The 26,629-nt window shown below is 70.9% G+C and carries 20 protein-coding genes, 1 tRNA gene and 1 other RNA gene; 17 read left to right on the forward strand and 5 right to left on the reverse strand.

Going from position 1 to position 26,629, the window contains the following annotated elements; genetic code table 11:
• Entirely contained in the window at positions 1-333 is a 333-nt protein-coding gene (locus ACWIDW_RS08000; RefSeq protein WP_454124310.1) for an AraC family ligand binding domain-containing protein, read from the reverse strand.
• A 38-nt stretch (positions 334-371) separates the two neighbouring features.
• On the opposite strand from ACWIDW_RS08000, the gene ACWIDW_RS08005 reads away from it, so the two are divergent.
• The 4 genes from ACWIDW_RS08005 to trhO all read left to right on the forward strand — a co-directional run bounded on the left by ACWIDW_RS08005 (position 372) and on the right by trhO (position 2,732).
• Positions 372-1,037: a phosphatase PAP2 family protein gene (locus ACWIDW_RS08005; protein ID WP_454124311.1), complete on the forward strand. Its 666-nt coding sequence runs from the start codon at positions 372-374 to the stop codon at positions 1,035-1,037.
• Positions 1,012-1,614 carry a GNAT family N-acetyltransferase gene (locus tag ACWIDW_RS08010; RefSeq protein ID WP_454124313.1) on the forward strand — a complete coding sequence of 201 codons (603 nt, stop codon included), beginning with the start codon at positions 1,012-1,014 and terminating at the stop codon, positions 1,612-1,614. The genes ACWIDW_RS08005 and ACWIDW_RS08010 overlap by 26 nt, the downstream gene beginning before the upstream one ends.
• Before the next feature lie 60 nt (positions 1,615-1,674).
• A tRNA-Ser gene (locus tag ACWIDW_RS08015) sits at positions 1,675-1,762 on the forward strand.
• A gap of 67 nt (positions 1,763-1,829) precedes the next feature.
• On the forward strand, positions 1,830-2,732 hold the full coding sequence (gene trhO, locus ACWIDW_RS08020; protein ID WP_454124314.1) for an oxygen-dependent tRNA uridine(34) hydroxylase TrhO: 903 nt from the start codon (positions 1,830-1,832) through the stop codon (positions 2,730-2,732).
• 6 nt (positions 2,733-2,738) lie between these two features.
• On the opposite strand, the gene ACWIDW_RS08025 is transcribed toward trhO, so the two are convergent.
• From ACWIDW_RS08025 to ACWIDW_RS08040, 4 genes are all read right to left on the reverse strand, one after another.
• Entirely contained in the window at positions 2,739-4,925 is a 2,187-nt protein-coding gene (locus ACWIDW_RS08025; protein ID WP_454124316.1) for a transglutaminase TgpA family protein, read from the reverse strand.
• Positions 4,918-6,102, reverse strand: a complete 1,185-nt coding sequence (locus ACWIDW_RS08030) for a DUF58 domain-containing protein (protein WP_454124318.1) — start codon at positions 6,100-6,102, stop codon at positions 4,918-4,920. Before ACWIDW_RS08030 ends, ACWIDW_RS08025 begins: the two co-directional genes overlap by 8 nt.
• A gap of 7 nt (positions 6,103-6,109) precedes the next feature.
• Positions 6,110-7,084, reverse strand: coding sequence for an AAA family ATPase (locus ACWIDW_RS08035; RefSeq protein ID WP_454124319.1), 975 nt, complete (start codon positions 7,082-7,084; stop codon positions 6,110-6,112).
• A 100-nt stretch (positions 7,085-7,184) separates the two neighbouring features.
• Entirely contained in the window at positions 7,185-10,088 is a 2,904-nt protein-coding gene (locus ACWIDW_RS08040; protein ID WP_454124320.1) for a DEAD/DEAH box helicase family protein, read from the reverse strand.
• A gap of 63 nt (positions 10,089-10,151) precedes the next feature.
• Here ACWIDW_RS08040 and ffs point away from each other — a divergent pair.
• The 13 genes from ffs to ACWIDW_RS08105 all read left to right on the forward strand — a co-directional run bounded on the left by ffs (position 10,152) and on the right by ACWIDW_RS08105 (position 26,620).
• Positions 10,152-10,248: signal recognition particle sRNA small type (gene ffs, locus ACWIDW_RS08045), an RNA gene on the forward strand.
• Between the two features lie 72 nt (positions 10,249-10,320).
• Complete coding sequence (locus tag ACWIDW_RS08050) at positions 10,321-10,938, forward strand: rhomboid family intramembrane serine protease (protein ID WP_454124321.1); 618 nt, start codon at positions 10,321-10,323, stop codon at positions 10,936-10,938.
• Positions 10,935-11,582: a hypothetical protein gene (locus ACWIDW_RS08055; RefSeq protein WP_454124323.1), complete on the forward strand. Its 648-nt coding sequence runs from the start codon at positions 10,935-10,937 to the stop codon at positions 11,580-11,582. The genes ACWIDW_RS08050 and ACWIDW_RS08055 overlap by 4 nt, the downstream gene beginning before the upstream one ends.
• Before the next feature lie 26 nt (positions 11,583-11,608).
• Entirely contained in the window at positions 11,609-13,714 is a 2,106-nt protein-coding gene (pta, locus tag ACWIDW_RS08060; RefSeq protein ID WP_454124324.1) for a phosphate acetyltransferase, read from the forward strand.
• Positions 13,711-14,973, forward strand: coding sequence for an acetate/propionate family kinase (locus ACWIDW_RS08065; protein WP_454124326.1), 1,263 nt, complete (start codon positions 13,711-13,713; stop codon positions 14,971-14,973). Before pta ends, ACWIDW_RS08065 begins: the two co-directional genes overlap by 4 nt.
• A 60-nt stretch (positions 14,974-15,033) precedes the next feature.
• Positions 15,034-15,774 carry an HAD family hydrolase gene (locus ACWIDW_RS08070; protein WP_454124328.1) on the forward strand — a complete coding sequence of 247 codons (741 nt, stop codon included), beginning with the start codon at positions 15,034-15,036 and terminating at the stop codon, positions 15,772-15,774.
• A gap of 27 nt (positions 15,775-15,801) precedes the next feature.
• Positions 15,802-18,294, forward strand: a complete 2,493-nt coding sequence (locus ACWIDW_RS08075) for a glycoside hydrolase family 65 protein (protein WP_454124329.1) — start codon at positions 15,802-15,804, stop codon at positions 18,292-18,294.
• 73 nt (positions 18,295-18,367) lie between these two features.
• Complete coding sequence (locus ACWIDW_RS08080; RefSeq protein WP_454124330.1) at positions 18,368-20,878, forward strand: DNA polymerase III subunit gamma and tau; 2,511 nt, start codon at positions 18,368-18,370, stop codon at positions 20,876-20,878.
• Positions 20,878-21,471: a recombination mediator RecR gene (gene recR / locus ACWIDW_RS08085; RefSeq protein ID WP_071643765.1), complete on the forward strand. Its 594-nt coding sequence runs from the start codon at positions 20,878-20,880 to the stop codon at positions 21,469-21,471. Before ACWIDW_RS08080 ends, recR begins: the two co-directional genes overlap by 1 nt.
• On the forward strand, positions 21,468-22,478 hold the full coding sequence (locus ACWIDW_RS08090; RefSeq protein ID WP_454124332.1) for a DMT family transporter: 1,011 nt from the start codon (positions 21,468-21,470) through the stop codon (positions 22,476-22,478). The genes recR and ACWIDW_RS08090 overlap by 4 nt, the downstream gene beginning before the upstream one ends.
• A 101-nt stretch (positions 22,479-22,579) precedes the next feature.
• Positions 22,580-23,866, forward strand: a complete 1,287-nt coding sequence (locus ACWIDW_RS08095) for an aspartate kinase (protein ID WP_313356286.1) — start codon at positions 22,580-22,582, stop codon at positions 23,864-23,866.
• Positions 23,867-24,001: 135 nt separating this feature from the next.
• Positions 24,002-25,075, forward strand: a complete 1,074-nt coding sequence (locus ACWIDW_RS08100; RefSeq protein ID WP_454124333.1) for an aspartate-semialdehyde dehydrogenase — start codon at positions 24,002-24,004, stop codon at positions 25,073-25,075.
• 72 nt (positions 25,076-25,147) lie between these two features.
• Positions 25,148-26,620 (forward strand): malate:quinone oxidoreductase, encoded by a 1,473-nt coding sequence (locus tag ACWIDW_RS08105; protein ID WP_454124335.1) that lies wholly within the window; start codon positions 25,148-25,150, stop codon positions 26,618-26,620.
• The last annotated feature ends 9 nt before the right edge of the window (positions 26,621-26,629 follow it).

The following is a 26,629-nucleotide window of genomic DNA, read 5'->3' on the forward strand; positions in this document are numbered from 1 at the left end:
TCAGCCCAGCAGCACGAGGAGGACGTGTGACGGCTGATCGGCCTCGAGCTCGTGCAGCACCCCGGCGGCGACGGTGATCGTACCGCCGGGGGAGAGCACGTGCTCGGTGCCCGCGACGCGGAACCGGATGCCGCCGGCGACCACCTGCACGAGGATGGGCACCGGCGCGCGGTGCTCGCGCATCGTCGTGCCGTCGTCCATCGTCAGCATCCGGATCTTGAACCCGTCGCCGTCGATGACCCGGTGCGGGCGGACGCGGCCCGGATCGACGGGATGGGCCTCGACGAGATCGGCGGCCGAACCGCCGAGAAGCTGGAAAGTATCGGCGCTCATAGCCGAAGGTTAGCGCGGTCGCGGGGCAGAATGGGACGATGAGAAGACGCACGCTGCTGATCGCCGGAAGCGCGACGCTCACCCTCGCTGCACTTCTCGGAGTGCTCGTCGTGCTGCTGCCTCGAGGCGCCACGATCGGACTCGACGTGTTCTGGAACGACCTCATGTCGCAGGTGAGACAGGACTGGATGCTCTCGGCCGCATATCTGCTGAACTGGATCGGCGGCGGGTGGGTCGCCATCATCCTCGTGCCGCTGCTGATCGTGCTGCTGCTCGTGTTGCTGCGACGATGGCGCGGAGCCGTCTTCGCCGCGATCGCGTTCGTGGTCAGTGCCGGACTCACCCAGCTGCTCAAGGAGATCTTCGCCCGAGCGCGTCCCGACGACATGCTGGTGACGTCGGACTTCGGTTCGTTCCCGTCGGGGCACACCTCGAACGCCGCCACCATCGCCGTGGTCCTCTGGCTGGTCTTCCCGCGGGTGTGGATGGCGATCATCGGCACCGTCTGGGTCGTGGTGATGGCGCTGTCGCGCACACTGCTCGCCGTGCACTGGATCACCGACACCGTCGGCGGTGCGCTCGTCGGCGCGTCGGCCGCGCTGCTCGTCGGCGCGTTCGTGCTGAGCTGGGCGTCGCTAGGCTGGGCGCCGACCCCAGCACCCGCATCGAGGAGTTCCCGTGACGACGATCCGCCCGTACCGTGATGCCGATCGGGACGCGCTCTACGACATCTGCGTGAAGACGGCGGATGCCGGTGGCGATGCGACCGGCATCTTCACCGACGATCGCCTGTGGGGTGACGTGTTCGCCGTGCCGTACGTCGTGCGGCATCCGGATCTGTCGTGGGTGGTCGAGTCGGACGACGGCCGGACCATCGGGTACGTCGTCGCCACCGACGACACGGATGCCTTCGAGCGGTGGTTCCGCGAGGAGTGGTGGCCCTCGAGGCAGAGGTCCTACCCGCTCTCCGGCGCCGCCGAGCCCACCCGCCAGGACGGCATCATCCGCTACGCCGGCCGCCGCGCACCCGGCGGCGAGACGCACGCCGTGGAGTATCCCGCGCACCTGCACATCGATCTGCTGCCCGAGACGCAGGGGCAGGGTCTCGGGCGTCGGCTGATCGAGACGCTCTTCGCCGAGCTGCAGCGCCGGGGCGTGCGCGGACTGCACCTCGGCATGAACCCCGCGAACACGGGCGCGGGCGCCTTCTACGAGCGTCTCGGCATGCACCGGCTGGAGTCGAATCCCGACACGACCATGTACGGCGTGCGCTTCGAGTGAGCCGCCCGCTCTGGTCGGAAGCGACGCGCACGATCGGATAGGATGGACAGGTTGTTTCCTGGTGACGTGTCCGAGCGGCCGAAGGAGCACGCTTGGAAAGCGTGTGTTGTGCAAGCAACCGAGGGTTCGAATCCCTCCGTCACCGCCAGAATCCGCCGCAGGCCCTCACGATGTGGGGGCCTTCGTCGTTCAGCGAGCCCACGTAGAATCTCCGGGTGCCCACCCCGAAGATCGTGCTGTTCTACGCGTTCGCCCCGCTCGCGGATCCGCAGGCGATCCGTCTCTGGCAGCGCGACCTGTGCGAGTCTCTCGCCCTTCGGGGCCGCATCATCATCTCCGAGCACGGCATCAACGGCACCCTCGGCGGCGACCTCCCGGCGGTGAAGAAGTGGGTGCGGCGCTTCCGCCAGCACCCGGCGTTCGCCGATGCCGACATCAAGTGGAGCGAGGGCACGGCGATCGACGCCGACGGCTACAGCACCGACTTCCCCAAGCTCAGCGTGAAGGTGCGCGACGAGATCGTCTCGTTCGGTGCGCCGGGCGAGCTGCAGGTCGATGAGCACGGCGTCGTGGGTGGCGGGGCCAGACTCGATCCCGAGCAGCTGCACAGCCTGATCGCCGAGCGCGGCGACGAGGTCGTGTTCTTCGACGGCCGCAACGCCCTCGAGGCCGAGATCGGCCGATTCCGCAACGCGGTCGTGCCCGACACCGCCACCACGCGCGACTTCGTCCGGCTGCTCGACGAGGGGGCGTACGACGACCTGAAGGGCAGGCCCGTCGTCACCTACTGCACCGGCGGCATCCGCTGCGAGGTGCTGTCGAGCCTGATGGTCTCGCGCGGTTTCGGCGAGGTGTACCAGCTCGACGGGGGAATCGTCCGCTACGGAGAGAAGTATGGAGACGACGGTCTGTGGGAGGGCTCGCTCTACGTGTTCGACAAGCGCGGGTCCGTCGACTTCAGCGACCACGCCGCCGTCATCGGCACGTGCGCCGGGTGCGGCGCGGCGACCAGCCGCACCGCGAATTGCCCCGACCTCTCGTGCCGCCGCCAGTTCGTGGTCTGCGCCGACTGCGACACGGTGCCGTGCGACGATCACGCGGCGGCCGCCCGGGTCTGACCCCGGTCAGCGACGCAGCAGCGACGCGGGCAGCAGCCAGGCGAGCACGCGCCGGCGTGCATCGACACCGACCTGCAGATCGCCGATCACCCGACGCAGCGACGTGTCCAGCTCGTGGCCGGCAGGGCCGTTCTCGGCATAGCTGACGCGCTCGACCGCCGTGACGAGATCGCCGAGCGCGTCCGCGTCGACACCGCGTCCTGTCACGAGCGAGTGCGCCCGGGTCCGCGCGGTCTCGGCCGCGTGCAGCGGGAGCCCCAGGTCGGCCATGGTGTCGGCGACCTCGCGCCACGCAGCGATGGCATCGCCGGCCGCGGCGCGGCGGATCCGCAGCATCCGGCGCAGCGTGCGAGCGAGTCCCGGCAGCAGAAGCACCACCAGCATCCCGCCGACGACCAACGCCACCGGGGTGGGGTCGAGCTGCTGCAGCGCAGCGTCGCCGCCGGCCCCGGGATCCTCATCGCGGCGGTCCGGGCCACCCGTCGGCGCGGCCGACGGCGCCGCTGTCGGCGCGTCGGAAGCGGTCGGCGACCCCGTGTCGCCATCGCCGCCCGCTCCCGCGGCGGGGGTGAAATCGGTCGGCGTTCCGAGCGTCGCGGTCGGCTCGAACGGCACCCAGCCGATACCCCGGAAGTACACCTCGGGCCACGAGTGCAGCCTGTCGCTCGTGACGGAGTACACGCGCTGCTCGCCCCGCCTCTCGTCGGTCGCCGTGCCCGGCAGATACCCGACGACGATGCGGACGGGCATGTCGAGGGTCTGCGCCATCAGAGCGAAGGCGCCGGCGAAGTGGATGCAGTAGCCGCTGCGCACCTCGAGGAAGGTCGCCACGGCGTCGGCACCGGTGCCGTCGAAGCCGTCGTCGACCGGCGCGTCGAGCGAATACTCGAACTCCGAGCGGAACCAGGTCTGCAGCGCGAGCAGCCGGTCGTAGTCCGTGTCGGCGCCTGCGGTGACCTCCCGCGCAAGGCCGCCGATGATCCCCGGGAGGTCGCCTGCGGGCGCCGCGACGAGCTCCGCACCCCCGGCGGAACTCGCCCTGATCTGCTCGAGGCTCGGTGACGGGGTCGCCATCTGCACGGTGTAGTCGGCGCCGGCGGCATCCAGAGTCGAGCTGATCACAGTGCGGTTCAGCGGCATCGCCTGCCAGCCTCGCGGCAGCCCGGTGATCTCTTCGGCGGCGTACGGCACCGGCAGCCGGGAGCTCGAGATCCCCACGACGCGGATCGAGACATCGTGCTCGACCGTCTCGATGTCGTCCGTCCACGGACGGGCGCCGAAGCCGTCCTCCACGGGGTTGCGGTCGGAGCGATCGGGACGCCAGACCTCTCCGTCGAACCTCGACAGCGTCGCGAGTCGCAGATAGGGCGGGGCGGCGGCCGAGGTGACGACGGTCAGCACCTGGGTCTCGTCGGGCCGGCGCAGGTCGTCACCCAGGCGCAGGTCGGCGTTGACCGTCGACAGCTGCCCGTTCCCCCCGGCTGCGGCGCTCAGCGGCAGAACGGGGGAGACGACGACGGTCGCGGCGATCGCCGCTGCGCCGATGAGCCCGGCGGCGACGAAGGGCGAATGGCGGATCGCATCGCGATCATGCCTCGCGCCGAAGCGCAGGACGATCAGGATGATCACCGCCTGCAGCAGGAACCACACCAGGTTCACCGAGCCGAAGCTGAGCAGCATCGGCACAGCGCCCACGACCGAGGTGAAGAGCACGGTGAGCACGACCAGCCGATGCGCGAGCAGGTGGTCGAGAAGCAGCGCGACCAGCGCGAAAGCCAGTCCCATCGTCGTGGTCATCGACACCGTCGCATCGATCGGCGCGACGCCGTTCGAGATCTCGTCCACCGCGCGCTGCAGACGCAGCACGGTCAGCTCCAGACTCGCCGCGGTGGGCACGACACCCAGATCGGCGGCCTCGCTCGCCAGCAGGTTCGTGAGCACCAGGGTGAGGGCGGCCAGCTGCAGCAGCAGAGTGAGAAGAGACCGGATGCCGTCCTGCGCCCTGCGCAGCAGCCGCCTGCCCACCATGCCCGCTGTGGCGACGGTCGTGATGATCACCACCACCGCGAAGGTCCACGCGCCCGGCGCGATCACCCCGGTGTACGGCCACATCGCGACGAGAGCGGCGACCGCGGCCAGCACCGCGGGCCCGACGACTCCGGGCCTGGGCACGATGCTCGCCGGCTCAGCCACGGCGAGTCCTCGCTCGCGGCATCGCTGCCTCCCACACGTCCGCCGGATCCGCTGTCGCGGACAGCGCGGCCACGTTCCAGCCGCGATCAGCGGCGGCGGCGAGAGCCCCGGAGTCGGCGCCCGCCGCTATCAGCATCGGCGCCGAGGCGCCCGCCGTGCTCAGCCGTGCGGCATCATCCGCATCGATCGCCCCCGTGATCAGCACCAGCGGGCCCGGGGGTGAGCCGCCGACGATCGCGCGCAGGTCGCGCGGCTCGCCGCGGGGCGCCACGGTCGCCAGGGCGACCAGCAGGGCGTCCCGGTCGTCTTCGTGCCCGCGCAGCGCACCGAGCAGCGAGCCCGCACTGTCGAACACGTCGACGCTGTAGCCGTCCTGCACGAAGCGCAGCGCGGCCGACGCGCACAGCGACACGGCAGCCTCGAAGGCGAGGTCGACGCCGTCACCCTGACGCGCCCAGCGCGATGCCGCACGGTCGAGCACGACGACGGCGTCCGGGCTCGCCTCCTCCTCCTCCTGCCGCACCATCAGCGACCCGCGGTGCGCCGTCGCGCGCCAGTGGATGCGCCGTCGGGAGTCGCCCGACAGGTACGCGCGCGGGATGAGGTTGTCTGCCCCCTGCCCGAGCCGCGTCGAGCGCGTCTGCGCCGCGCCACCCGCCGCTCCGACCTTCGTCGGCAGCGGGGCGAGCGCGAGCACCTGCGGCACGACCGTGATCATCCGCGTCTCGCCGAACGCCTGCACCCGCTGTGCGAGACCGAACGGGTCGACCGTGCGCAGCAGCAGCGGACCGAGCGACGCCGTCCCGCGGCGCACCCCCTCGAGGTCGTAGTGCAGCAGCCGACTCTCGCCGGGGTACTCCCCGGCGGCGTCGCCGCGCACCGCCTCGGGAAGAGTGTCGCTCCAGCGGCCGTGCGGGATGCCCGGAGCGTACAGCTCGAAGCGCACGGTGACCTTCGACGTCTCGCCGACCGCGAGCAGGTCGGTGGAGATCTGCCGCCACACCTCGCCGCGTCGTCGTGGCGTACGCACGGCGAGCAGCGCGATGAGAGGCAGCACGATGAGCAGCACCCCGACGTACAGCAGGGGGCGGGCACCCAGCACGTTCGCGGCGATGCACAGCATCACGCCGAGCAGCAGGCAGGCCGCTCCTCGCGCGGTCAGCGGACGGGTGCGCATGATGTGCTCAGACGCGGGCGGCGAACGGCACGGGAACCCGCGCGACGATCTGGCGCAGCGCAGCCTCGACCGGCTGCGCCCCGGCGCGGTGCACCCCGCGCGCCGCCAGCAGGCGGTGCGCGAAGACGGGGATGACCAGGTCGGCCATGTCGTCGGGCACCACATAGTCGCGACCGTCGAGCGCCGCGACCACCTTCGCCGCGCGCACCAGCTGCAGCGTCGCCCGCGGGCTCGCGCCGAGATGCAGGTTCGGATCCTGGCGCGTCGCCTGCGCGAGGGCGACGGCGTACTCCTCCAGCGACTCGGCGACGTGCACGCGGCGTGCCCACGAGATCAGCGCGCGCACCGACGCGGCGTCCGCGACGGGGGAGATGGTGGCCAGCGGATTGGCGGTGTCGCGCTGGCGGAGCATGAGCGTCTCGGCCGCGGCATCCGGATACCCCATCGAGATCCGCATCATGAACCGATCCCGCTGCGCCTCGGGCAGGGGGTACGTGCCCTCCATCTCGAGAGGATTCTGCGTCGCCACCACGAGGAACGGGTCGGGAAGCGGGTGGGTGTCGCCGTCGACCGTGACCTGATGCTCCTCCATCGCCTCCAGCAGCGCCGACTGGGTCTTCGGCGAGGCGCGGTTGATCTCGTCGGCGATGACGATGTGCGCGAAGATCGCCCCGCGCTTGAACTCGAACTCCCGCTGCACCGGGTCGTACACCGCGACGCCGGTGACATCGCCGGGCAGCAGGTCGGGGGTGAACTGGATGCGGCGGACGGTGGCGTCGACGCTTGCGGCCAGCGCGCGGGCGAGCATCGTCTTGCCCACACCCGGCACGTCCTCGATGAGCAGGTGCCCCTCCGCCAGCAGGCACACGAGAGCGTTGCGGACGGCATCCGCCTTGCCGTCGATCACCGATGAGACGGAGGCGGTGATGCGCGAAGTGTGCTGGGTGAACTGCTCGGCATCAAGCAGTGCGTTCTCGTGCATGCGGGCCCTCTCGTGCGCGACGGTGCGTGTGATGATCGTAACGCCGTCGGGCGGGCGCGGACGCCCGACTGCGGACGAGGCCGTGCGGGCGAGCGCGGGATCAGCCCCACACCGAGTGCCGCGGCGCGGAGTGCTCGAGCTCGCCGCCCTGCCCTCGAGCCGCGCGCAGCACGATCAGGCCCTCGGCCCCGCTGAGCTCGATCAGCTCACCGGGCCCCAGCGTCTGCCGCCAGAGTGCCGCGAAGACCTCGGCATCCGCTCGCCGTCTGCCGATCTGCTGAGGCACGGTGAGGTAGGTCGGCTGCCGCACCCCGACGCGCAGCACGAAACGCGGGGTCCGCACCGGACCGAACAGCTCCTGCACCGCGTCGGTCAGCACCCGGCGAGTCTGCGCCGGAGCATCGACGAGCACCCTCACTCGTGTCGATCCGTCTGCGAGACTCTGCGCGGTCGCCGTCACCGCCTCGTCGGGCAGGGCCGAGATCCGCTGCGCCGACTGCAGCGTGCGCGACACGGTCAGAGCGGCGAGGTGATGCACCCGCGCCGGGTCTCTGCGAAGTCGAAGGGCGCGCCGCATGTCCCTACCGCGCCGGGCGAAGGTGAACAGCGCTCCGACGCCCAGCGCCGCGGCGAGCCCGCCGAGCACGGGCAGCTGCAGCTCGAGCGGGCCCGAGGCCAGGGCGAGTGCGGCGCCGCTCGCCAGCGTCGACAGCGCGAAGGTGCGGGAGGTGCCGGCGGTCAGCGCCGGGATCACCTGGACGATCCCGCTGCGCCCGGAGCCGCGGCGGGGGCTGCGTACAGCCACCGCCTCGCGCTCCCGGGCGGGGAGCGCCTCGCCGATGCGCCAGTCCACCCTGGTCTGCGCCCGGGAGCGTTCCGTCGCGAGCACCGCGGTGTTCAGCACACCGACATCCGTCTGCGGGTGTTTGGCGACGATCCGGTCGAGCATCTCGCGTTCGGATGCGGCGAGGGCGGTGCCGAGGCCCGAGACGATCTCGGAGTGATCGTCGGCACTGAGACCCCACAGGTGGCCGTGGCGCCGGGTGAGCCGATCGATCTCGCCGCGGTCGTCGAGCAGGACCTGGGGCGGGATGAGACAGACGACCGACCAGTTGTGCGCCACCTTGTCGGGCCACGCGGGGTCCAGGCGCAGGGTGCGCCCGCGCAGCTGCTGGGTCGCCGTGCTGGTGGCGACGGTGGTCAGATCGACCAGGGTGTTCACGGCGGGGCAGTCCCACCCTTCGCCGAGAAGACCCCGCGTGCCGATCAGCAGACGAACCCGGCCCTCGGTGACCAGACGCGAGACCGCGGCGACCAGGCTCGACCCGCTCATGCCCGTCGCCTGCAGCCGGCGCGTCGCGCCGGGTGTCTCGCTGACGTCGACGGCGGTGCCGATGAGGCGGCTGAGGGCGGCGGCGACATCCGGCGCGGCCGCCGCGGTGGTGCGCAGATGCTCACCCGTGATCAGCACGGGCGACAACGCGGCCGTGATCGGATCGGCGGCGAGCAGCTCGAAGACGCGCAGCGCGCCGGGAGCCGCATCGCCGGTCAGACCGCGGGAGTTGCCCGACTCCACGACATCGGTGACCACGACCGCGCGCACCCGATCGCCGTCCGCGCCGCCCAGCTCGTGGCGCACGATCTCGACGGCGGCGTGGTCTTTCGCGACGGAGGTCGCCAGCGTCGACTCGACCGGGCTGCGTCCGCGGCGCAGCCCGCGGTCGGTGAGGTGCAGTCCGAAATCCGCCAGCGACCTCTTCAGGAAGCGCCACTGCGCGTGCGCGTCGGGATCGGCCAGCAGGCGGTCGAGTGCGAACCTGGCGAGCACCTGCAGCAGGTCCTCGGTGCTCGCCCGCCCGAACAGGTCGGGGTCGAGCAGCGCGACGAGCGGATGCTCAGGGGCGGTCACCCGCAGCACCGACCCGCAGGTGACGGCCAGGGGGAAGTCCCGGCTCAGCGCCCGATCGATGTCGCGGCGGGCCCGCTCCTCGGGCGACGGTGCGGAGTGGTCTGCCGCCTCGTGCTCGTCGAGCGTCGGCTGAAGCTGGTCGATGAGGAAGCCGACCCCGTCGGGCGAGGAGAGCACCCGGGTGACCAGCTCGTGCAGCTGCACCTCGCTGCGGCGGATGAAGTCGGCCTCCTGGGGCACGGGTTCGGTGAACCACACCCGCGCGCGGTAGGGGGCGAGGTGCCCCTCCTTCACGACCGCGGGCGTCGGCACCTCGTAGTCGACCTCGCCGAGCAGCTGGGTGTAGTTGTCGAACCCGGTGCCGTCGTCGGGTGAGGGCAGCGTGGCGGTCAGCCCGATCAGCAGACCGGTGCCCCCGTTCGCGCGGATGCGAGCCCGCAGGTAGGCGACGACCAGCGCCCAGTGATCGAGCAGATGGTGGCATTCGTCGAGCACCACCGTGTCGACGCCCGCCTCGATCACCCGGTCGATGAGGGCGAGGGCGTTCGGATGCAGCACGCGGGCGATCTCGTCGGGTCTGGCCCGGCTGAATCGGCGCCGCAGCGCCGAGGCGCGACTGCGGATGCCGCGGGCGTGCTGCGCCGGGTTGTCGACCGACAGCGTCGCGAGCCAGGTCGCAGCGTCCGACGCGGTGCGCCCGGATGCGGTGAGCTCGTCCAGCCACTGGCGGGCGGCCAGCTCGTCGAAGGGCGAGCTGTCGCCCGCGACGCTCAGCCGCTGGTACGTCAGCACCGTCAGGTCGCCCAGCTCGGTGGGGTCATCTGAGACGGCCCCGTCATCGTGCGCGAGATCGCGCGCGGCGCGCACCCACTGATCGCGGATCGTCACACTCGGAGCGAGCACCAGCGCCCGACGCCCCGCGCGGGCGGCGAGCAGCAGACCGAGCAGCGTCTTGCCCGAGCCGGGAGGGGCGACGACGTGCATCGCCGAGTCCGACGGCTCGGTGGGGATGCTCCGCAGCGCCTCGGCCTGATACATCCGCAGCTCGCCGTCGAACCGCCAGTGCGCGAGCGGCCGTGAAAGAAGGGAGTCCATCGATTCGAGCCTGGCACACGGGCTGGCTGTTCGAGCTCCCCTCCGCGTTCGGGTAGACTCGTGAACGGCTCTCCGCGTGACGGCATCCAGGCCAATTCCCCCAGGACGGAAACGTAGCAAGGGCAACCGGGCTCTGTCGGGTGCGCGGAGGGTCTTCATCTTTCCAGACGCGACGCGCTGCGTGCGGCAGAACCTTCGGCTCTCTCACCGGATGCCCTGCGAGGATCGACCTGTGACCGCCCCCGCTGCATCCGTCTCGCGCTCCTCGTCAGCCGGCCGCTTCCTCGCGCCGGTGGCGCTGCTCGCCGTGATGTGGGCGATCCAGCTGCTCGACGCCGTGCTGCCGGGGTCGTTCACCGGCTGGGGACTGCGCTCGTGGGACCCGAGCAGCCTTCCCGGCCTCGTGCTCGGCCCGCTGCTGCACGCCGGCTGGGCGCATCTGATCAGCAACTCGCTGCCCCTGCTCGTGCTCGGCTGCCTGGTGGCGGTGGAGGGCGCGAAGCGCTTCTGGGCGGTGACCGGGATCATCGCCGTGGTCGGCGGCGCCGGAACGTGGCTGCTGAACGCCCCCGGGACTCTCACCGTCGGCGCGTCCGTGCTCGTGTTCGGATACTTCGGGTACACGGTGCTGCGGGTGCTGGCCCCCGGCCGGGTCGCACACCGCATCGCCTACGCGGCGATCGCCCTCATCGTCGTCGTGCTGTACGGCACGACCGTGCTCAGCGGCATCTTCGGCGCCGGCGCCGGGGTGTCGTGGCAGGCGCACCTGTTCGGAGCGATCGGCGGGGGCATCGCCGCGCTGGCGGCGCGGCGCCCGCCTCGGGGCGCTCACGCGCCGGCGCGATCGTGAGCGCTCGCCGCGGCGGCCGCACGGCGCGGTCGCGGGTGCGGGCGCAGCGTCGGCGCGGGCTCACGGTCGCCGCGATCACCGCAGGGGTGGCGCTGCTGGCATCCGGCGCCCTGGCGATTCTCGCCCTCGTCACGGCTCCCCGCACCGAGGGGTACTGTCTCGACGATCCCGCGGCATACCCGGCGTTCGGGGTGAGCGGATGGCGCGGTGAGCAGCTCGAGAACGCCGCGACGGTCGTGCGCACGGCACGCGAGCTCGGGTTCGCACGCGACGGTCAGATCGTCGGCGTGATGGCGGCGATGGGCGAGAGCTCGCTGCGCAACCTCGATCACGGCGACTGGGAGACCTCGGGGGTCGTCAACCCCGACGGCAGCCGCACGACGAGCATCGGACTGTTCCAGCAGCAGGAGTGGTGGGGAAGCGTCGCCGAGCGGATGGACCCGGTCACCGCGTCGTCGATGTTCTTCACGCGCCTGAGACGCGTGCCCGACTGGCAGAGCCTCGAGCCGTCGAGGGCCATCAACCGGGTGCAGATCAACTCCGACCCCGAGCACTACGCCCGATTCGCAGACGACGCGGCCGCCGTGGTGGATGCGCTGTCGGGGCCGTGCCCTTCGACAGGCTCAGGGACCCAGGTGGGCTGAGGGCCGGGGGTCACTAGGCTGGTCACGTGGCACGCAGCATCTACATCACGTCTGCCGAAGGACACACGGGCAAGTCGACGATCGCGCTCGGCGTGCTCGACGCCGTGATGCGCGTCTCGCCTCGCGTCGGGGTGTTCCGGCCGATCATCCGCTCGGCCGATGAGCGTGACACCGTGCTCGAGCTGCTGCTGGCGCACGACGGCGTGCACCTCGACTACGACGACTGCATCGGCGTCACCTATGACGACGTGCGCCGCGCCCCCGAGGCCGCACTGGGCACGATCGTCGCACGCTTCAAGGCGGTCGAAGCGCAGTGCGACGCCGTCATCGTCGTCGGCAGCGACTACACCGATGTCGCGGGCCCCGCCGAACTCGGCTACAACGCGAGGATCGCCGCCAACCTCGGTGTCCCGGTGCTGCTCGTGCTCTCGGGGCGCGACAGCCAGAGACAGGCCGAGCAGCTGGGCACGACCACCGCACGCACATCCGCGCAGGTGCAGCAGCTCGCCGCACTGGCGATCGCAGAGCTCGCTGCGGAGCGGGCGGAGCTGTTCGCCCTCGTCGTCAACCGCGCCGAGTCCGACCAGCTCGCCGAAATCGTCGAGCTGGTCGGCGACGGGCGCACCCCGGTCTGGGCCATCCCCGAGGAGCGCTCCCTCGTCGCCCCCTCGATGCGGGGGATCATGCGCGCCGTCGACGGGCGGCTCGTGCGCGGTGGCGAGGAGCTGCTCGAGCGCGAGGCGTACAGCATCGTGATCGCGGGCATGTCCATGGTCAACGTGCTGCCGCGCCTGACCGAAGGTGCGGTCGTCGTGATCGCCGCCGACCGCACCGAGACGCTGCTCGCCACGGTGCTCGCCGCGGCATCCGGCACGTTCCCCGACCTCGCGGGCATCGTGCTGAACGGGCCCTTCGAGCTGCCCGAGACGATCCTGCAGCTCATCGACGGATTCGAGCTGCGCGTGCCCATCATCGCCACAGACCTGGGCACCTTCGATACGGCGGTGCGGATCATGGGCTCGCGCGGCCGGATGAGCCCCGAATCAGCGCAGCGCTACCAGACCGCGCTCGAGCTGTTCCAGAAGCACGTCGACATCTCCGAGCTGACCGAGCAGATGGGGCTCGCGGAGTCGACCGTCGTCACGCCGCTGATGTTCCAGTACGGGCTCATCGAGCGCGCGCGCAGCGAGCGCAAGCGGATCGTCCTGCCCGAGGGCTCCGACGACCGGATCCTGCGGGCGGCGGCCATCCTACTCGCGCGCGAGGTGGCCGACCTCACGATCCTCGGCGACGAGGCGAGCATCCGCGCCCGCGCGGGAGCGCTCGGGCTCGACATCTCCGCAGCGCAGGTGCTCAGCCCGACCGACCCCGCACTCGTGCAGCGGTTCGCGCAGGAGTACGCCCGCCTGCGCGCGCACAAGGGCGTCACGCTGCAGCAGGCTGCCGACACGGTCACCGACGTGTCGTACTTCGGCACCATGATGGTGCACCTCGGACTCGCCGACGGCATGGTCTCGGGCGCCGCGCACACCACGGCGCACACCATCCGCCCCTCGTTCGAGATCATCAAGACCAAGCCCGGCGTCGACGTCGTCTCGAGCGTCTTCCTGATGGCGCTCGCCGACCGGGTGCTCGTCTACGGCGACTGCGCCGTGGTCCCCGATCCCACCAGTGCGCAGCTGGCCGACATCGCGATCTCGTCTGCGGCGACCGCCCGGCGTTTCGGCATCGATCCCCGCGTCGCGATGCTGTCGTACTCGACGGGCGAGTCCGGGTCGGGCGCCGACGTCGAGAAGGTGCGTGCGGCCACCGCCCTGGTGCGCGAGCGCGAGCCGCTGCTGCCGGTCGAGGGGCCGATCCAGTACGACGCAGCCGCCGATGCCGCGGTCGCCAAGGCCAAGCTGCCGGGCTCCGAGGTCGCCGGACGGGCCACCGTGTTCGTCTTCCCCGACCTCAACACCGGCAACAACACCTACAAGGCGGTGCAGCGCTCGGCCGGTGCCGTGGCCATCGGCCCGGTGCTGCAGGGACTCAACAAGCCGATCAACGACCTGTCGCGCGGCGCTCTCGTCGACGACATCGTGAACACCGTCGCGATCACCGCCATCCAGGCACAGGGAGAACAGGCATGAACCCCGCTGCGTCGAGCCGTCACGATCAGCCCTCGCAGGGATCCGTGCTCGTCATCAACAGCGGCTCCTCGTCGCTGAAGTACAGCCTCATCGACCCGGCCCGTGAGCTCGAGCTGGGCAGCGGGCTCATCGAGCGCATCGGACAGCCCTCCGGAACCGTCAGTCACACGGCGCGCGTGACCGCCGAGCCCGGGGAACCCGTCCCGACGATCCTCGACGTGCGCCACACGGACGAGCGGCCGATCGCCGATCATCACGAGGCGTTCGCCGTCATGCTCGCGCAGTTCGCTGAGCACGGGCCCGACCTCGCCGACCACCCGCCCGTCGCGGTCGGGCACCGCGTGGTGCACGGCGGAGCACGGTTCTTCGAGCCGACGGTGATCACCTCTCTGGTCGAGATCAACATCGACGACCTCAGCGTTCTGGCTCCGCTGCACAACCCGGCGAACCTGGCCGGCATCCGAGCGGCGCGCGCGGCCTTCCGCGACGTGCCGCACGTGGCCGTGTTCGACACCGCGTTCCACCAGACCCTCCCCCCGGCGGCGTACACGTACGCACTCGACGCCGCCACCGCCGACGAGCACCGCATCCGCCGCTACGGGTTCCACGGCACGAGCCACAAGTACGTCTCCGAGGCCGCGGCAGCGTTCCTCGAACGCGACCTCGCACAGCTGCGGCAGATCGTGCTGCACCTCGGCAACGGGGCATCCATGACCGCGATCGCCGGCGGCCGGTCGGTCGAGACGTCGATGGGGTTCACCCCGCTCGAGGGTCTCGTGATGGGCACCCGCACCGGCGACATCGACCCGGCCGCGCTGTTCCACCTCTCTCGCCGCGCCGGCCTCGACACGGATGCGCTGGACGAGCTGCTCAACAAGCGCAGCGGCCTGCTCGGTCTCGCCGGCCGCAGCGACATGCGCGACATCCTCGCCGGCCGTGCCGCGGGGGAGGAGGCGGCGTCGCTGGCCTATGACGTGTACGTGCACCGGCTGCGCTCGTACCTGGGCGCCTACATCGCGCAACTGGGCGGGGTGGACGTCATCGTCTTCACGGCCGGCGTCGGCGAGAACGCCGTCGACGTGCGCGCAGACGCGCTCGCCACCCTCGGGTTCCTCGGCGTGAAGGTCGACGCGGAGCGCAACGGAGTGCGCGGGCGCGGCATCCGGCGCATCTCCTCGGACGATTCGCGCGTCGAGGTGCTCGTCGTGCCCACCGACGAGGAGCTCGAGATCGCCCGCCAGACGCTCTCGGCCATCTGAGCCACCTCGGCGCATCCGCTCTCACTAGGCTGGACGAGCCCGTCCGACCCAGGAGGTTCCATGTCTGACGCTCTCCCCGATCTGCACCGCACCGCCGGCGTGCTCTTCGACCTCGACGGTGTGCTGACCCCCACCGCCGAGGTGCACATGCGCGCTTGGCAGAAGGTGTTCGACGAGGTCTTCGCACGCTGGGGCATCGAGCCCGCCTACACCGACGACGACTACTTCGCGTACGTCGACGGTAAGAAGCGCTACGACGGGGTCGCCAGCCTGCTGCGCAGCCGCAACGTCGAGCTGCCGTGGGGAGAGGTCACCGACCCGCCCGAGGCCGACACGGTGTGCGGCGTCGGCAACCGCAAGAACGACGCGTTCGTCGCCGTGCTGCGCAGTGAGGGGATCGCCCCGTACCCCGGCTCGCTCGCACTGCTCGAGAGCCTGCGCGACGCCGGCGTGCCCATGGGCGTCGTGTCGAGCTCGAAGAACGCCGGCGAGGTGCTCGCCAGTGCGGGCATCCGCGACTTCTTCCGCGTCGTCGTCGACGGTCTCGTCGCCGAGCGCGACCATCTCGCCTCGAAGCCCGCACCCGACATGTTCCTCGACGGCGCGCGCCTGCTGGGAGTCGACCCCGCCGATGCCGTCGCCGTGGAGGACGCCGTGTCCGGCGTCGCCTCGGCGGCCGCCGCAGGATACGGCGCCGTGGTCGGCGTCGACCGCGGCGCGGGCGCCTCGACTCTGCGTGAGGCGGGTGCGACCTGTATCGTCGATGATCTTGCCCGTCTGCTCGACGACGCGCAGAACTGACCCCCCTCACACGCTTTCGGAGAGAGCATGATCGATCGCGACCGCTACCCCGTCGACCCTTGGCGTCTCGTCGAGACCCGCTACGACGAGGAGGGGGTCTCCGAGACCGTCTTCACCGTCGCCAACGGCTACCTGGGTCTGCGCGGCAACCACATCGAGGGTCGCGGGGCGCACGAGCACGGCACGTTCATCAACGGTCTGCACGAGACCTGGCCGATCCGCCATGCCGAGCAGGCCTACGGGTTCGCGGAGGTCGGGCAGACGATCGTGAACGCGCCCGACGCGAAGGTCATGCGCGTCTACATCGACGACGAGCCGCTCTCGTTCGACGAGATGGAGGTGCACGAGTACTCGCGGTCGCTCGACATGCGCACCGGTGTTCTCGAGCGCAACGTCGTCTGGATGACGCCGTCGGGCAAGCGCGTGCGCATGCGCGACGAGCGGATGGTGAGCTTCGAGGAGCGCCACCTGGCCGTGCTGCGTCTCGAGGTCACCGTCGAGAACGCCGACGCGCCGGTCACGGTCAGCTGCCAGATGCTCAACCGGCAGGACGGCGCCGGCATCTACGCGGGCGACCCCATGGCGAGCAGGGCCGACCGCAAGGCTGGCTTCGATCCACGCAAGGCCGACCGGATCACCGAGCGCGTGCTGCAGCCCGTCGAGTACTGGCAGGACGGACTGCGCTCGGCGCTGTCGTACAGCGTCTCGGACTCGGGGATGACGGTCGCGGTCGTCGCCGATCACCTCATCGAGACCGAGAACGAGTACAGCGCCCGCACGCTCGTCGAGCCCGACATCGCGAAGAACGTCTTCCGCATTCAGGCGAAGGCGGGCCAGCCCATCAGGATCAGCAAGATCGTCAGCTACCACAGCTCGCGCGGCGTGCCGCCCCGCGAGCTCGTGGACCGGTGCCGGCGTTCGCTCGACCGGGTCGGGGTGGAGGGGGTGGATGCCCTGTTCGCCGCGCAGCGCACGTGGCTCGACGCGTTCTGGGAGCGCTCCGATGTGCGCATCGCCGGACACGACGACCTGCAGCAGGCGACCCGCTGGTGCCTGTTCCAACTGGCGCAGGCGGCGTCCCGCGCTGACGGGAACGGCGTCGCGGCGAAGGGCCTGACCGGTTCGGGATACAGCGGGCACTACTTCTGGGACACCGAGATCTACGTGCTGCCGTTCCTCACCTACACGTCGCCCCAGTGGGCGAAGAACGCGCTGCGCGCGCGGGTGATGATGCTCCCTGCCGCGCGCCGCCGCGCCGCCCAGCTCAACGAGGCGGGCGCGCTGTTCCCGTGGCGCACGATCAACGGCGAGGAGGCCTCGGCGTACTACGCCGCCGGCACCGCCCAGTACCACATCAACGCCGACGTCAGCTACGCACTCGGCAAGTACGTGCGCGCCACCGGCGACCTCGACTTCCTGCGCCGGGAGGGCGCCGACATCGCCGTCGAGACCGCTCGGCTGTGGGCGACGCTCGGCTTCTGGCGCGGCACGAACGGCGACTCGACCTTCCACATCCACGGGGTGACGGGCCCCGACGAGTACACCACCGTCGTCAACGACAACCTCTACACGAACGTCATGGCCAGGTACAACCTGCGCCTCGCCGCGCGCATCGTCGGCGAGATGGCCGTGAGGGCACCATCCGCGTATGCGGCTCTCGTCGAGCGCACCGGCCTCGACGACGGCGAACGGGATGCATGGCTGCGTGCGGCCGAGGCGATCCACATCCCGTACAGCGAGGCGCTGGGCATCCACCCTCAGGACGCGTTCTTCCTGGAGCGCGAGGTGTGGGATCTCGAGGGCACGCCGCCCGAGATGCGTCCGCTGCTGCTGCACTACCACCCGCTGGTGATCTACCGCTTCCAGGTGCTCAAGCAGGCCGACGTCGTGCTCGCGCTGTTCCTGCAGGGCAACCACTTCACCGACGAGGAGAAGCTGGCCGACTTCGACTACTACGATCCGCTGACCACGGGCGACTCGACCCTGTCGGCCGTCGTGCAGTCGATCATGGCGGCCGAGGTGGGCTACCAGGACCTCGCCCGGAAGTACTTCGAGCAGGCGCTGTACGTCGATCTGGCCGACCTGCACAACAACGCCGCCGACGGGGTGCACGTGGCATCGGCGGGCGGCGTGTGGACCGTGCTGGTCAGCGGCTTCGGCGGCATGCGCGACTACGACGGCGAGCTCAGCTTCGACCCGCGTCTGCCGGTCGACTGGCCGGAGCTGTCGTACCCGCTGCAGTGGCGCGGCTCGCAGCTGCAGATCACCATCACGCGTAACGAGCTTCGTCTCGAGGTGCGCGACGGCGATGCCGTCGAGTTCACCGTGCGCGGCGCCGCGCACCGCGCGGCGGTGGGGGAGCCGGCGTCGGTGCTGCTGGCGGGGCAGGGCCCGGTGCGCCCGGGGCGGCCGACGCTGCGCGGCATCGAGGATGCCCGTCGCGACGACGGCACGCGCCTGACAGTCTCGCTTCCGGTGATCACGACGACGATTCCCATCATCGACGCGCAGGAGGTCTGACCTCGCCCGGCTTCCAGCACCGGGGGGAGCGATCGGGCGGGCTGATGTCGGCGGCACGCCGTAGGCTGGACGGGTGACGACAGCCCTGTACCGCCGCTACCGGCCCGAGACCTTCGGCGAGATGATCGGGCAGTCCCAGGTGACCGATCCGCTCATGACCGCGCTGCGCGGCGACCGCGTCGGTCACGCGTATCTCTTCTCCGGTCCGCGCGGCTGCGGCAAGACCACGTCGGCCCGCATCCTCGCGCGCTGCCTGAACTGCGCCGAGGGCCCGACCGACACACCCTGCGGCGTCTGCCCCAGCTGCGTCGAGCTGTCGCGGGCGGGTGGCGGCTCGCTCGACGTGGTCGAGATCGACGCCGCCAGCCACAACGGCGTCGATGACGCGCGCGACCTGCGCGAGCGTGCGACGTTCGCGCCCAGCCGGGACCGGTTCAAGATCTTCATCCTCGACGAGGCGCACATGGTCACCCCGCAGGGGTTCAACGCCCTTCTGAAGCTGGTCGAGGAGCCGCCCGCTCACGTGAAGTTCATCTTCGCGACCACCGAGCCCGAGAAGGTTCTCGGCACGATCCGCTCGCGCACCCACCACTACCCGTTCCGTCTGGTGCCGCCCGCGGCGATGCTCGAGTACGTCGAGAAGCTCTGCGGTGAAGAGGGGGTGCAGGTCGAGCAGGGTGTGCTCGCGCTGGTCGTTCGTGCCGGCGGCGGGTCGCCGCGCGACACGCTGTCGCTGCTCGATCAGCTGATCGCGGGATCGGATGAGGGCAACGTGACGTACGAGCGCGCCGTCGCGCTGCTCGGCTACACGCACGCCGCCCTGCTCGACGAGATCGTCGACGCGCTCGCCGCCGGCGACGCCGCGACGGCGTTCCCCGCGGTCGATCGCGTCGTGCAGACCGGCCAGGACCCTCGCCGATTCGTCGACGACCTGCTCGAGCGCCTCCGCGACCTGATCGTGATCGAGGCGGTGGGCGACGGCGCATCGGCGGTGCTGCGCGGCATCCCCGCTGACGAGATGGAGCGCATGCAGGCGCAGGCCGCCTCGTTCGGCGCGGCGCGGCTCTCGCGCACCGCCGACCTCGTGAGCCAGGCACTCGACGACATGAGCGGAGCGACCTCGCCCCGGCTGCACCTGGAGCTGATGATCGCGCGCGTGCTCGCGGGATCGCCGACGGATGCCGGAGTCGCGCAGCCCGCTGCGGCTGCGGCCGGCGCTGTCGCGCCTGTCGCACAGGCGGCGGTGCCGCCCGCCGCGCAGCTCCCTGCCGCAGGCAGGCCGTCGGCGTCTGCAGCCGAGCCGACGGTGTCGCCCGTGATCGTCGAGAACCTCACCGGGTCGGGCACAGGTGCGCCGAAGCCGCACGACGGCGTGCCCTCCGCAGCAGCCGACTCCGCGTCGGCTGATCGGCCGGCGCGTGCGGCCGAGACACCGGCATCCGCATCGGCGGTGACGGCAAAGACCGCATCCGTGGCGCCGGGCGCGCCCGCGGCGTCCACCGCAGCCGCCCCCGAGGCCGCCGTGCCCGCGCCGAGCGGACCGGTGACCTTCGAGCGCATCGCCGCGGCATGGCCGTCGGTGCTCACCCGCCTCGAGACGATCAGCCGCGCCTCCTGGCTGATCGTGACCGGCATCCAGCCGCTCGCGTTCGACCCGGAGACGAAGGTGCTCACCCTCGGCTTCTCGAGCCCGAGCGATGTGCCGCGGTTCAAGGGCACCACCCCCGGCAAGAACACGTCGGATCATCTCCGCACGGCGATCGAGCAGGAGCTGGGGGTCACGGTGAAGTACCTTCCCGCGCCGCTGCCGCCCGGCGGCGGGGGAGCAGCAGCACCCACCGGTCCCGCCCCCGCAGGACCGGGCCCGGGTGCGGCGCCGCGCGGACCGGCGCCCACCAGCTCAGGGCCGGAGTCGACGCCATCGCGACCCGCGCCGAGAGACGACGACGCCCCGGCCGCCGGCTGGGCCAACCCGATGAGCGGCCCGCAGGATCTCGACGGTGCGCGGGGCGCGGTTCCGGCGCGGCCGCGATCGGGCACCGGGGGAGCAGCATCCGGTGGCACGCGCTCCGCCTCGGCGGCGGTCACGGACTGGGCCGTCGCGCCGATCCCGGCATCCGCCCCGGCGGCGACGGCCACGGCCGCCCCGATCGACGCCCGCGTGCCGAGCCCGAGCGCACCCGTGGCGGTTCCGAGCGCACCGCAGCCGCAGTTCCCCGTCGACGACGAGCCGGGCGAGGTCGAAGCCGCAGCCTCCGCGCCGCAGCCCCCGCACGACGGGGACGTCGACGCGCCGCCGCCTCCCGACGACTATCCGCCGTACGACGACGAACCGCCGTACGACCCGGAGTACGACGACCCGCGTCGCCCGGCCGCCGGCTCCGCGGCATCCGCACCGGCATCGGCCGCCGCGGCGACATCGCAGCAGGCGCCCGCCCGTCCATCGCTGCGCGAGGTGCCCCCGCCGAGTCGCCCCGTGGCCTCGGACGGCGTCGAGCGCCGTGGTGAGGCCGTGATCCGGCAGGTGCTCGGTGCGAAGTTCCTGCGTGAAGAGCCCTACCAGCCCCCCTCGAGGTTCACCTGATGTACGACGGAATCGTCCAAGAGCTGATCGACGAATTCGGCCGCCTGCCCGGCATCGGCCCGAAATCGGCGCAGCGCATCGCCTTCCACATCCTCCAGACGCCGTCGTTCGACGTCGCTCGCCTGTCCGAGCTGCTCACCGAGGTGCGCGCGCGGGTGCGCTTCTGCGAGGTGTGCGGAAACGTGTCCGAGCAGGATCGCTGCGCGATCTGCCGCGACCCCCGGCGCAATCCCGAGCTGATCTGCGTCGTGGAGGATGCCAAGGACGTCGCGGCGATCGAGCGCACCCGCGAGTTCCGGGGCCTGTACCACGTGCTCGGCGGCGCGATCAGCCCGATCGCGGGCGTCGGCCCCGACGACCTGCGGATTGCGCAGCTGATGACCCGGCTGGCTGACGGCACCGTGCAGGAGGTGATCCTCGCCACGAACCCCAACCTCGAGGGCGAGGCGACGGCCAGCTATCTCAGCCGTCTGCTGACCAGCATGTCGATCACCGTGTCGCGGCTGGCGTCCGGACTGCCCGTCGGAGGCGACCTCGAATACGCGGACGAGGTGACGCTGGGGCGCGCCTTCGAGGGACGCCGCCGCCTGTGAGCGCGCACCACGCGGGATTCACCCGCCGGGGCTGGGTGCTGTTCGCGATCATGGCGTTCGTGTGGGGCATCACCTACCTCTTCATCAAAGAGGCCGTGCACTCGTTCTCGCCGCCTGCGGTGGTCGCCGGGCGCACCCTGCTCGGCGCAGTGATCCTGCTGCCGTTCGCGCTGCGCGCCGGCGCGCTCGCGGCGGCGTGGCGGCACTGGCCCTGGGTGCTCGCCTTCGGTCTCGTCGAGATGGCAGGGCCCTTCCTGCTGCTCAGTCACGCCGAGACGCAGCTGCCGTCCGGGCTCACGGGGCTGCTCGTGTCGACCGTTCCGCTGTTCGCCGTGATCATCGCGCTGCTGCGCGGCGACCGAACCGCACTCGCGCCGATCCGGCTCGGCGGACTGCTGCTCGGCTTCGCCGGCGTCGCCGTGGTGGTGGCCGGCCCCGGTTTGTTCCCGCACGGGCCGAGCAGCACGTTCGCGATCGCCGAGGTCCTGTTGACGGCGGTGCTGTACGCGATCGCGCCGTTCATCATCGCCCTGAAGCTGAAGGATGTGCCCTCGCTCGGCACGATCACCCTCGCGCTGTTCGCCATCGGGATCGGCTACCTGCCGGCCGCTCTGCTCACCCAGCACGAGGTGCCCACCGTCCGCGCCACGGTGTCGCTGCTGCTGCTCGGCATCGTGTGCACGGCGCTCGCGTTCGTCGCCTTCTTCGCGCTGATCCGCGAGGTGGGCCCGGTGCGGGCCCCGCTGTTCACCTACGTCAATCCGATCGTCGCCGTCGTGCTCGGCGCCGTCGTGCTCGCCGAGCCGCTCACGCCCGGCCTGCTGATCGGCTTCCCGATCGTGCTGATCGGATGCTGGTTCGCCGCGACCGGCGGGCGGCTGAAGCCGCGGGGCTCCGCTGCGGATCTGACCACGGGACCCATCACCACAGCCGAGACGGCGGAGGCGATCCTGCCGGACATCCCGCCGGGCCCCGGCCACCGCCCCGATCCGGATGAACGAGGCTGAGCGCACACGTGCGGTCGTCACGCGTCACATGCGCGGGGCGGTATGGGAGTGATTTGTAGAATGAGGCTGGGCGGATCCGCCCATCGTCCCCGGGAGTGATCGTGGCCCTGATCGTGCAGAAGTACGGCGGTTCGTCCGTCGCCGACGCGGAGAGCATCAAGCGCGTCGCCAAGCGCATCGTCGACACCCGTCGCGCCGGTCACGACGTCGTCGTCGCCGTCAGCGCGATGGGCGACACGACAGACGAGATGCTCGACCTCGCGCACGAGGTCGCGCCGATCCCCGCCCCCCGCGAGCTCGACATGCTGCTGTCGAGCGGTGAGCGCATCTCGATGGCGCTGCTCGCCATGGCGATCCACTCGATGGGCTTCGAGGCGCGATCGTTCACCGGCAGCCAGGCCGGCATGATCACCGACTCGCATCACGGCAAGGCCCGCATCGTCGATGTCACCCCGGTGCGGCTGCGCGAGGCGCTCGATGAGGGCGCGATCGTCATCGTGGCCGGCTTCCAGGGCTTCAACCGCGACACCCGCGACATCACCACGCTCGGGCGCGGCGGTTCCGACACCACCGCGGTCGCCCTCGCCGCAGCCCTGAACGCCGACGTCTGCGAGATCTACAGCGACGTCGACGGCATCTACACCGCAGACCCGCGCGTCATCCCGCGTGCCCGCAAGCTCGAGCAGGTCTCGAGCGAGGAGATGCTCGAGCTCGCCGCCAACGGCGCGAAGGTGCTCTACATCCGCGCCGTCGAGTACGCCCGCCGTCACGGTGTGCTCATCCACGCCCGCTCGACGTTCTCGTCGTCCGAGGGCACGTACGTTCTGGGCGAGGGCATGAAGAACCCGCGCGCCACCGAGGGAGAAGCCATGGAAGAACCGATCGTCGCCGGCGTCGCCACCGACCTGAGCCAGGCCAAGATCACCGTCGCCGGTGTGCCCGATGTGCCGGGCAAGGCTGCCGAGATCTTCAAGATCGTCTCGAAGTCCGGCGCGAACGTCGACATGATCGTGCAGAACGTCTCCGCGGCATCCACCGGACGCACCGACATCTCGTTCACCCTCCCCAAGGCCGATGCCCCGACGACACTCAAGGCGCTCGCCGCCGAGCAGAGCGAGGTCGGCTTCGAGAACCTGCTGCACGACGACCAGATCGGCAAGCTGTCGGTCGTGGGCGCGGGGATGCGCACGCATTCCGGCGTGTCGGAGATCCTCTTCGAGGCGCTCAGCGCCGGCGGCATCAACATCGAGATGATCTCGACCTCCGAGATCCGCATCTCGGTCGTGCTGCGCGGCGACGACCTCGCCGAGGCCGCGCGCGCGGTGCACAGCGCCTACGGCCTCGACAGCGAGATCGAGGCCGTCGTGCACGCCGGCACCGGCCGCTGATCCGACGTCTGAAATGCCGGACCCGCACCCAGCGGCGACCGGATAGACTCGCCGCAACCCTGACACCGGTGCCAGGCGCAGCGTCCGCACCACGGGGCTGAGCCTGGCGCATCGCCTGCACGCCAAGGATTCCCCATGACCCGTATCTCCGATTCCGGATTCTCGATCGCCATCATCGGCGCGACCGGCCAGGTCGGCACCGTGATGCGCGACATTCTCGTGGAGCGCTCGTTCCCGGTGCGCGAGCTGCGCCTGTTCGCCTCCGCGCGCTCCGCCGGCACCGTCATCGAGTTCGCCGGCGTCGAGGTGACCGTCGAAGACATCGAGACCGCGGATGCCTCGGGCATCGACATCGCGCTGTTCTCCGCCGGCGCCACCGCCAGCCGCGCGTACGCGGAGACGTTCGCCGCGGCCGGAGCGGTCGTCGTCGACAACTCCAGCGCCTGGCGGATGGATCCCGATGTTCCGCTCGTGGTGAGCGAAGTGAATCCGGATGCCATGGACGAGCGACCCAAGGGGATCATCGCCAACCCGAACTGCACCACCATGGCCGCCATGCCCGTGCTGAAGGCGCTGCACGCCGAGGCCGGCCTCGAGCGCCTGATGGTCAGCACCTACCAAGCCGTCTCCGGCTCGGGCATCGCCGGAGCGGAGGAGCTGCTCGGCCAGGTCGAGAGCGTTCTCGAGCAGGGTGACACCCTGCGCCTCGTGCACGACGGGTCGGCCGTCGAGTTCCCCGCGCCCGAGAAGTACGTCGCGCCCATCGCCTTCGACGTCATCCCGCTCGCCGGCGCCGTGGTCGACGACGGCGAGAACGAGACCGATGAGGAGAAGAAGCTCCGCAACGAGAGCCGCAAGATCCTCGGTCTTCCCGACCTGCGCGTCGCCGGCACCTGCGTGCGCGTGCCCGTCTTCACCGGCCACTCCCTGTCGATCCACGCCGAGTTCGCGAACGACATCACGCCCGAGCGCGCGCGCGAGGTGCTGGCATCCGCCCCCGGCGTGGTGCTCGATGAGGTCCCGACCCCGCTGCACGCGGCCGGCAAGGACCCGAGCTTCGTCGGACGCATCCGCGCCGACCAGTCGGCCCCCGAGGGCAAGGGGCTGGTGCTCTTCATCAGCAACGACAACCTTCGCAAGGGCGCGGCGCTCAACGCCGTGCAGATCGCCGAGGAGCTCACGAAGCGCCTCGCGCCGGCCGCCGTCTGAGCTCGGGGGCGGGGCGCCGGGCGCCCCGCCCCACCGGAAAGCCGCACTGTCGTGGGCGACTAGACTGTTCTGGTGACCGAAACCGTCGATGTCGTTCTGATCGGTGGGGGCATCATGTCCGCCACGTTGGGTACCCTGCTGCACGAGCTGCAGCCGGACTGGAAGATCGTCGCCTACGAGCGACTCGGTGACGTCGCCCAGGAGAGCTCGAACCCGTGGAACAACGCCGGCACCGGTCACGCCGCGCTGTGCGAGCTGAACTACATGCCGCAGGGCAAGGACGGCTCTCTCGACCCGGCCAAGGCGATCTCGATCAACGAGCAGTTCCAGCAGAGCCGTGAGTTCTGGTCGACGCTCGTCGAGCGCGGCATCCTCGACGGTCCGTCGACGTTCATCAACTCGGTGCCGCACATGACCTTCGTGCGCGGTGAGAAGGATGTCGCGTTCCTCAGGGCCCGGTACGAGGTGCTCAAGAACCAGCCGCTGTTCGACGGCATCGAGTACAGCGAGGACTCCCGCGTCATCAACAAGTGGGCTCCGCTGCTGATGCAGAAGCGCCGCAAGGGCGAGCCGTTCGCCGCGACCCGGGTGCCGTCCGGCACCGACGTCGACTTCGGCGCGCTGACCCACCAGCTCTTCGATCACCTCGCGAAGTCGGGTGTGGATGTGCGCACCGGTCACGAGGTTCGCAGCCTCTCGCGTCAGAAGGACGGCGGCTGGCTCGTCAAGTACCGCCATGTCATCGGCCGCACACCCGGCCAGGTGAAGGCGCGCTTCGTCTTCGTCGGCGCCGGCGGGTGGGCGCTCAAGCTGCTGCAGAACAGCGGCATCCCCGAGGTCAAGGGGTACGGCGTCTTCCCGATCGGCGGTCAGTGGCTGAAGACGACCGACCCGAAGCTCGTCTCACAGCATCAGGCCAAGGTGTATTCGCAGGCGGCGATCGGCGCGCCGCCGATGTCTGTGCCGCACCTCGACACGCGCTTCGTCGACGGCGAGAAGTCGCTGATGTTCGGGCCGTTCGCCACCTTCAGCCCCAAATTCCTCAAGCACGGCTCGATGCTCGACATCATCACGCAGGTGCGCCCGCACAACCTGTGGCCGATGCTGCGCGTCGCCTTCGCGAACCCCGATCTCATCACCTACCTGATCAGCGAACTGGTCAAGGGCCACCGCAAGAAGGTCGAGAACCTGCGCACCTTCGTGCCGACGGCGCGTGATGACGACTGGGAGCTGATCCAGGCCGGTCAGCGCGCCCAGGTCATGAAGAAGGACCCGCAGAAGGGTGGCATCCTGCAGTTCGGAACCGAGGTCGTCGCGGCCGAGGACGGCACGATCGCAGGGCTCCTCGGAGCCTCGCCCGGCGCCTCGACTGCTGTGCCGATCATGCTCGGTCTGCTGAGTCGCTGCTTCCCCGAGCAGTACGCCGGCTGGGAGCCGAAGCTGAAGGAGCTCATCCCGACGATGGGCAACCGGCTCAACGACGACGCGGCCGCCGCCGAGAAGTCGATGAGCTCGACCGCGTCCGTCCTCTCGCTCACGGCCTGACCGCACGAG

The organism is Microbacterium sp. NPDC055312 (assembly GCF_053645675.1).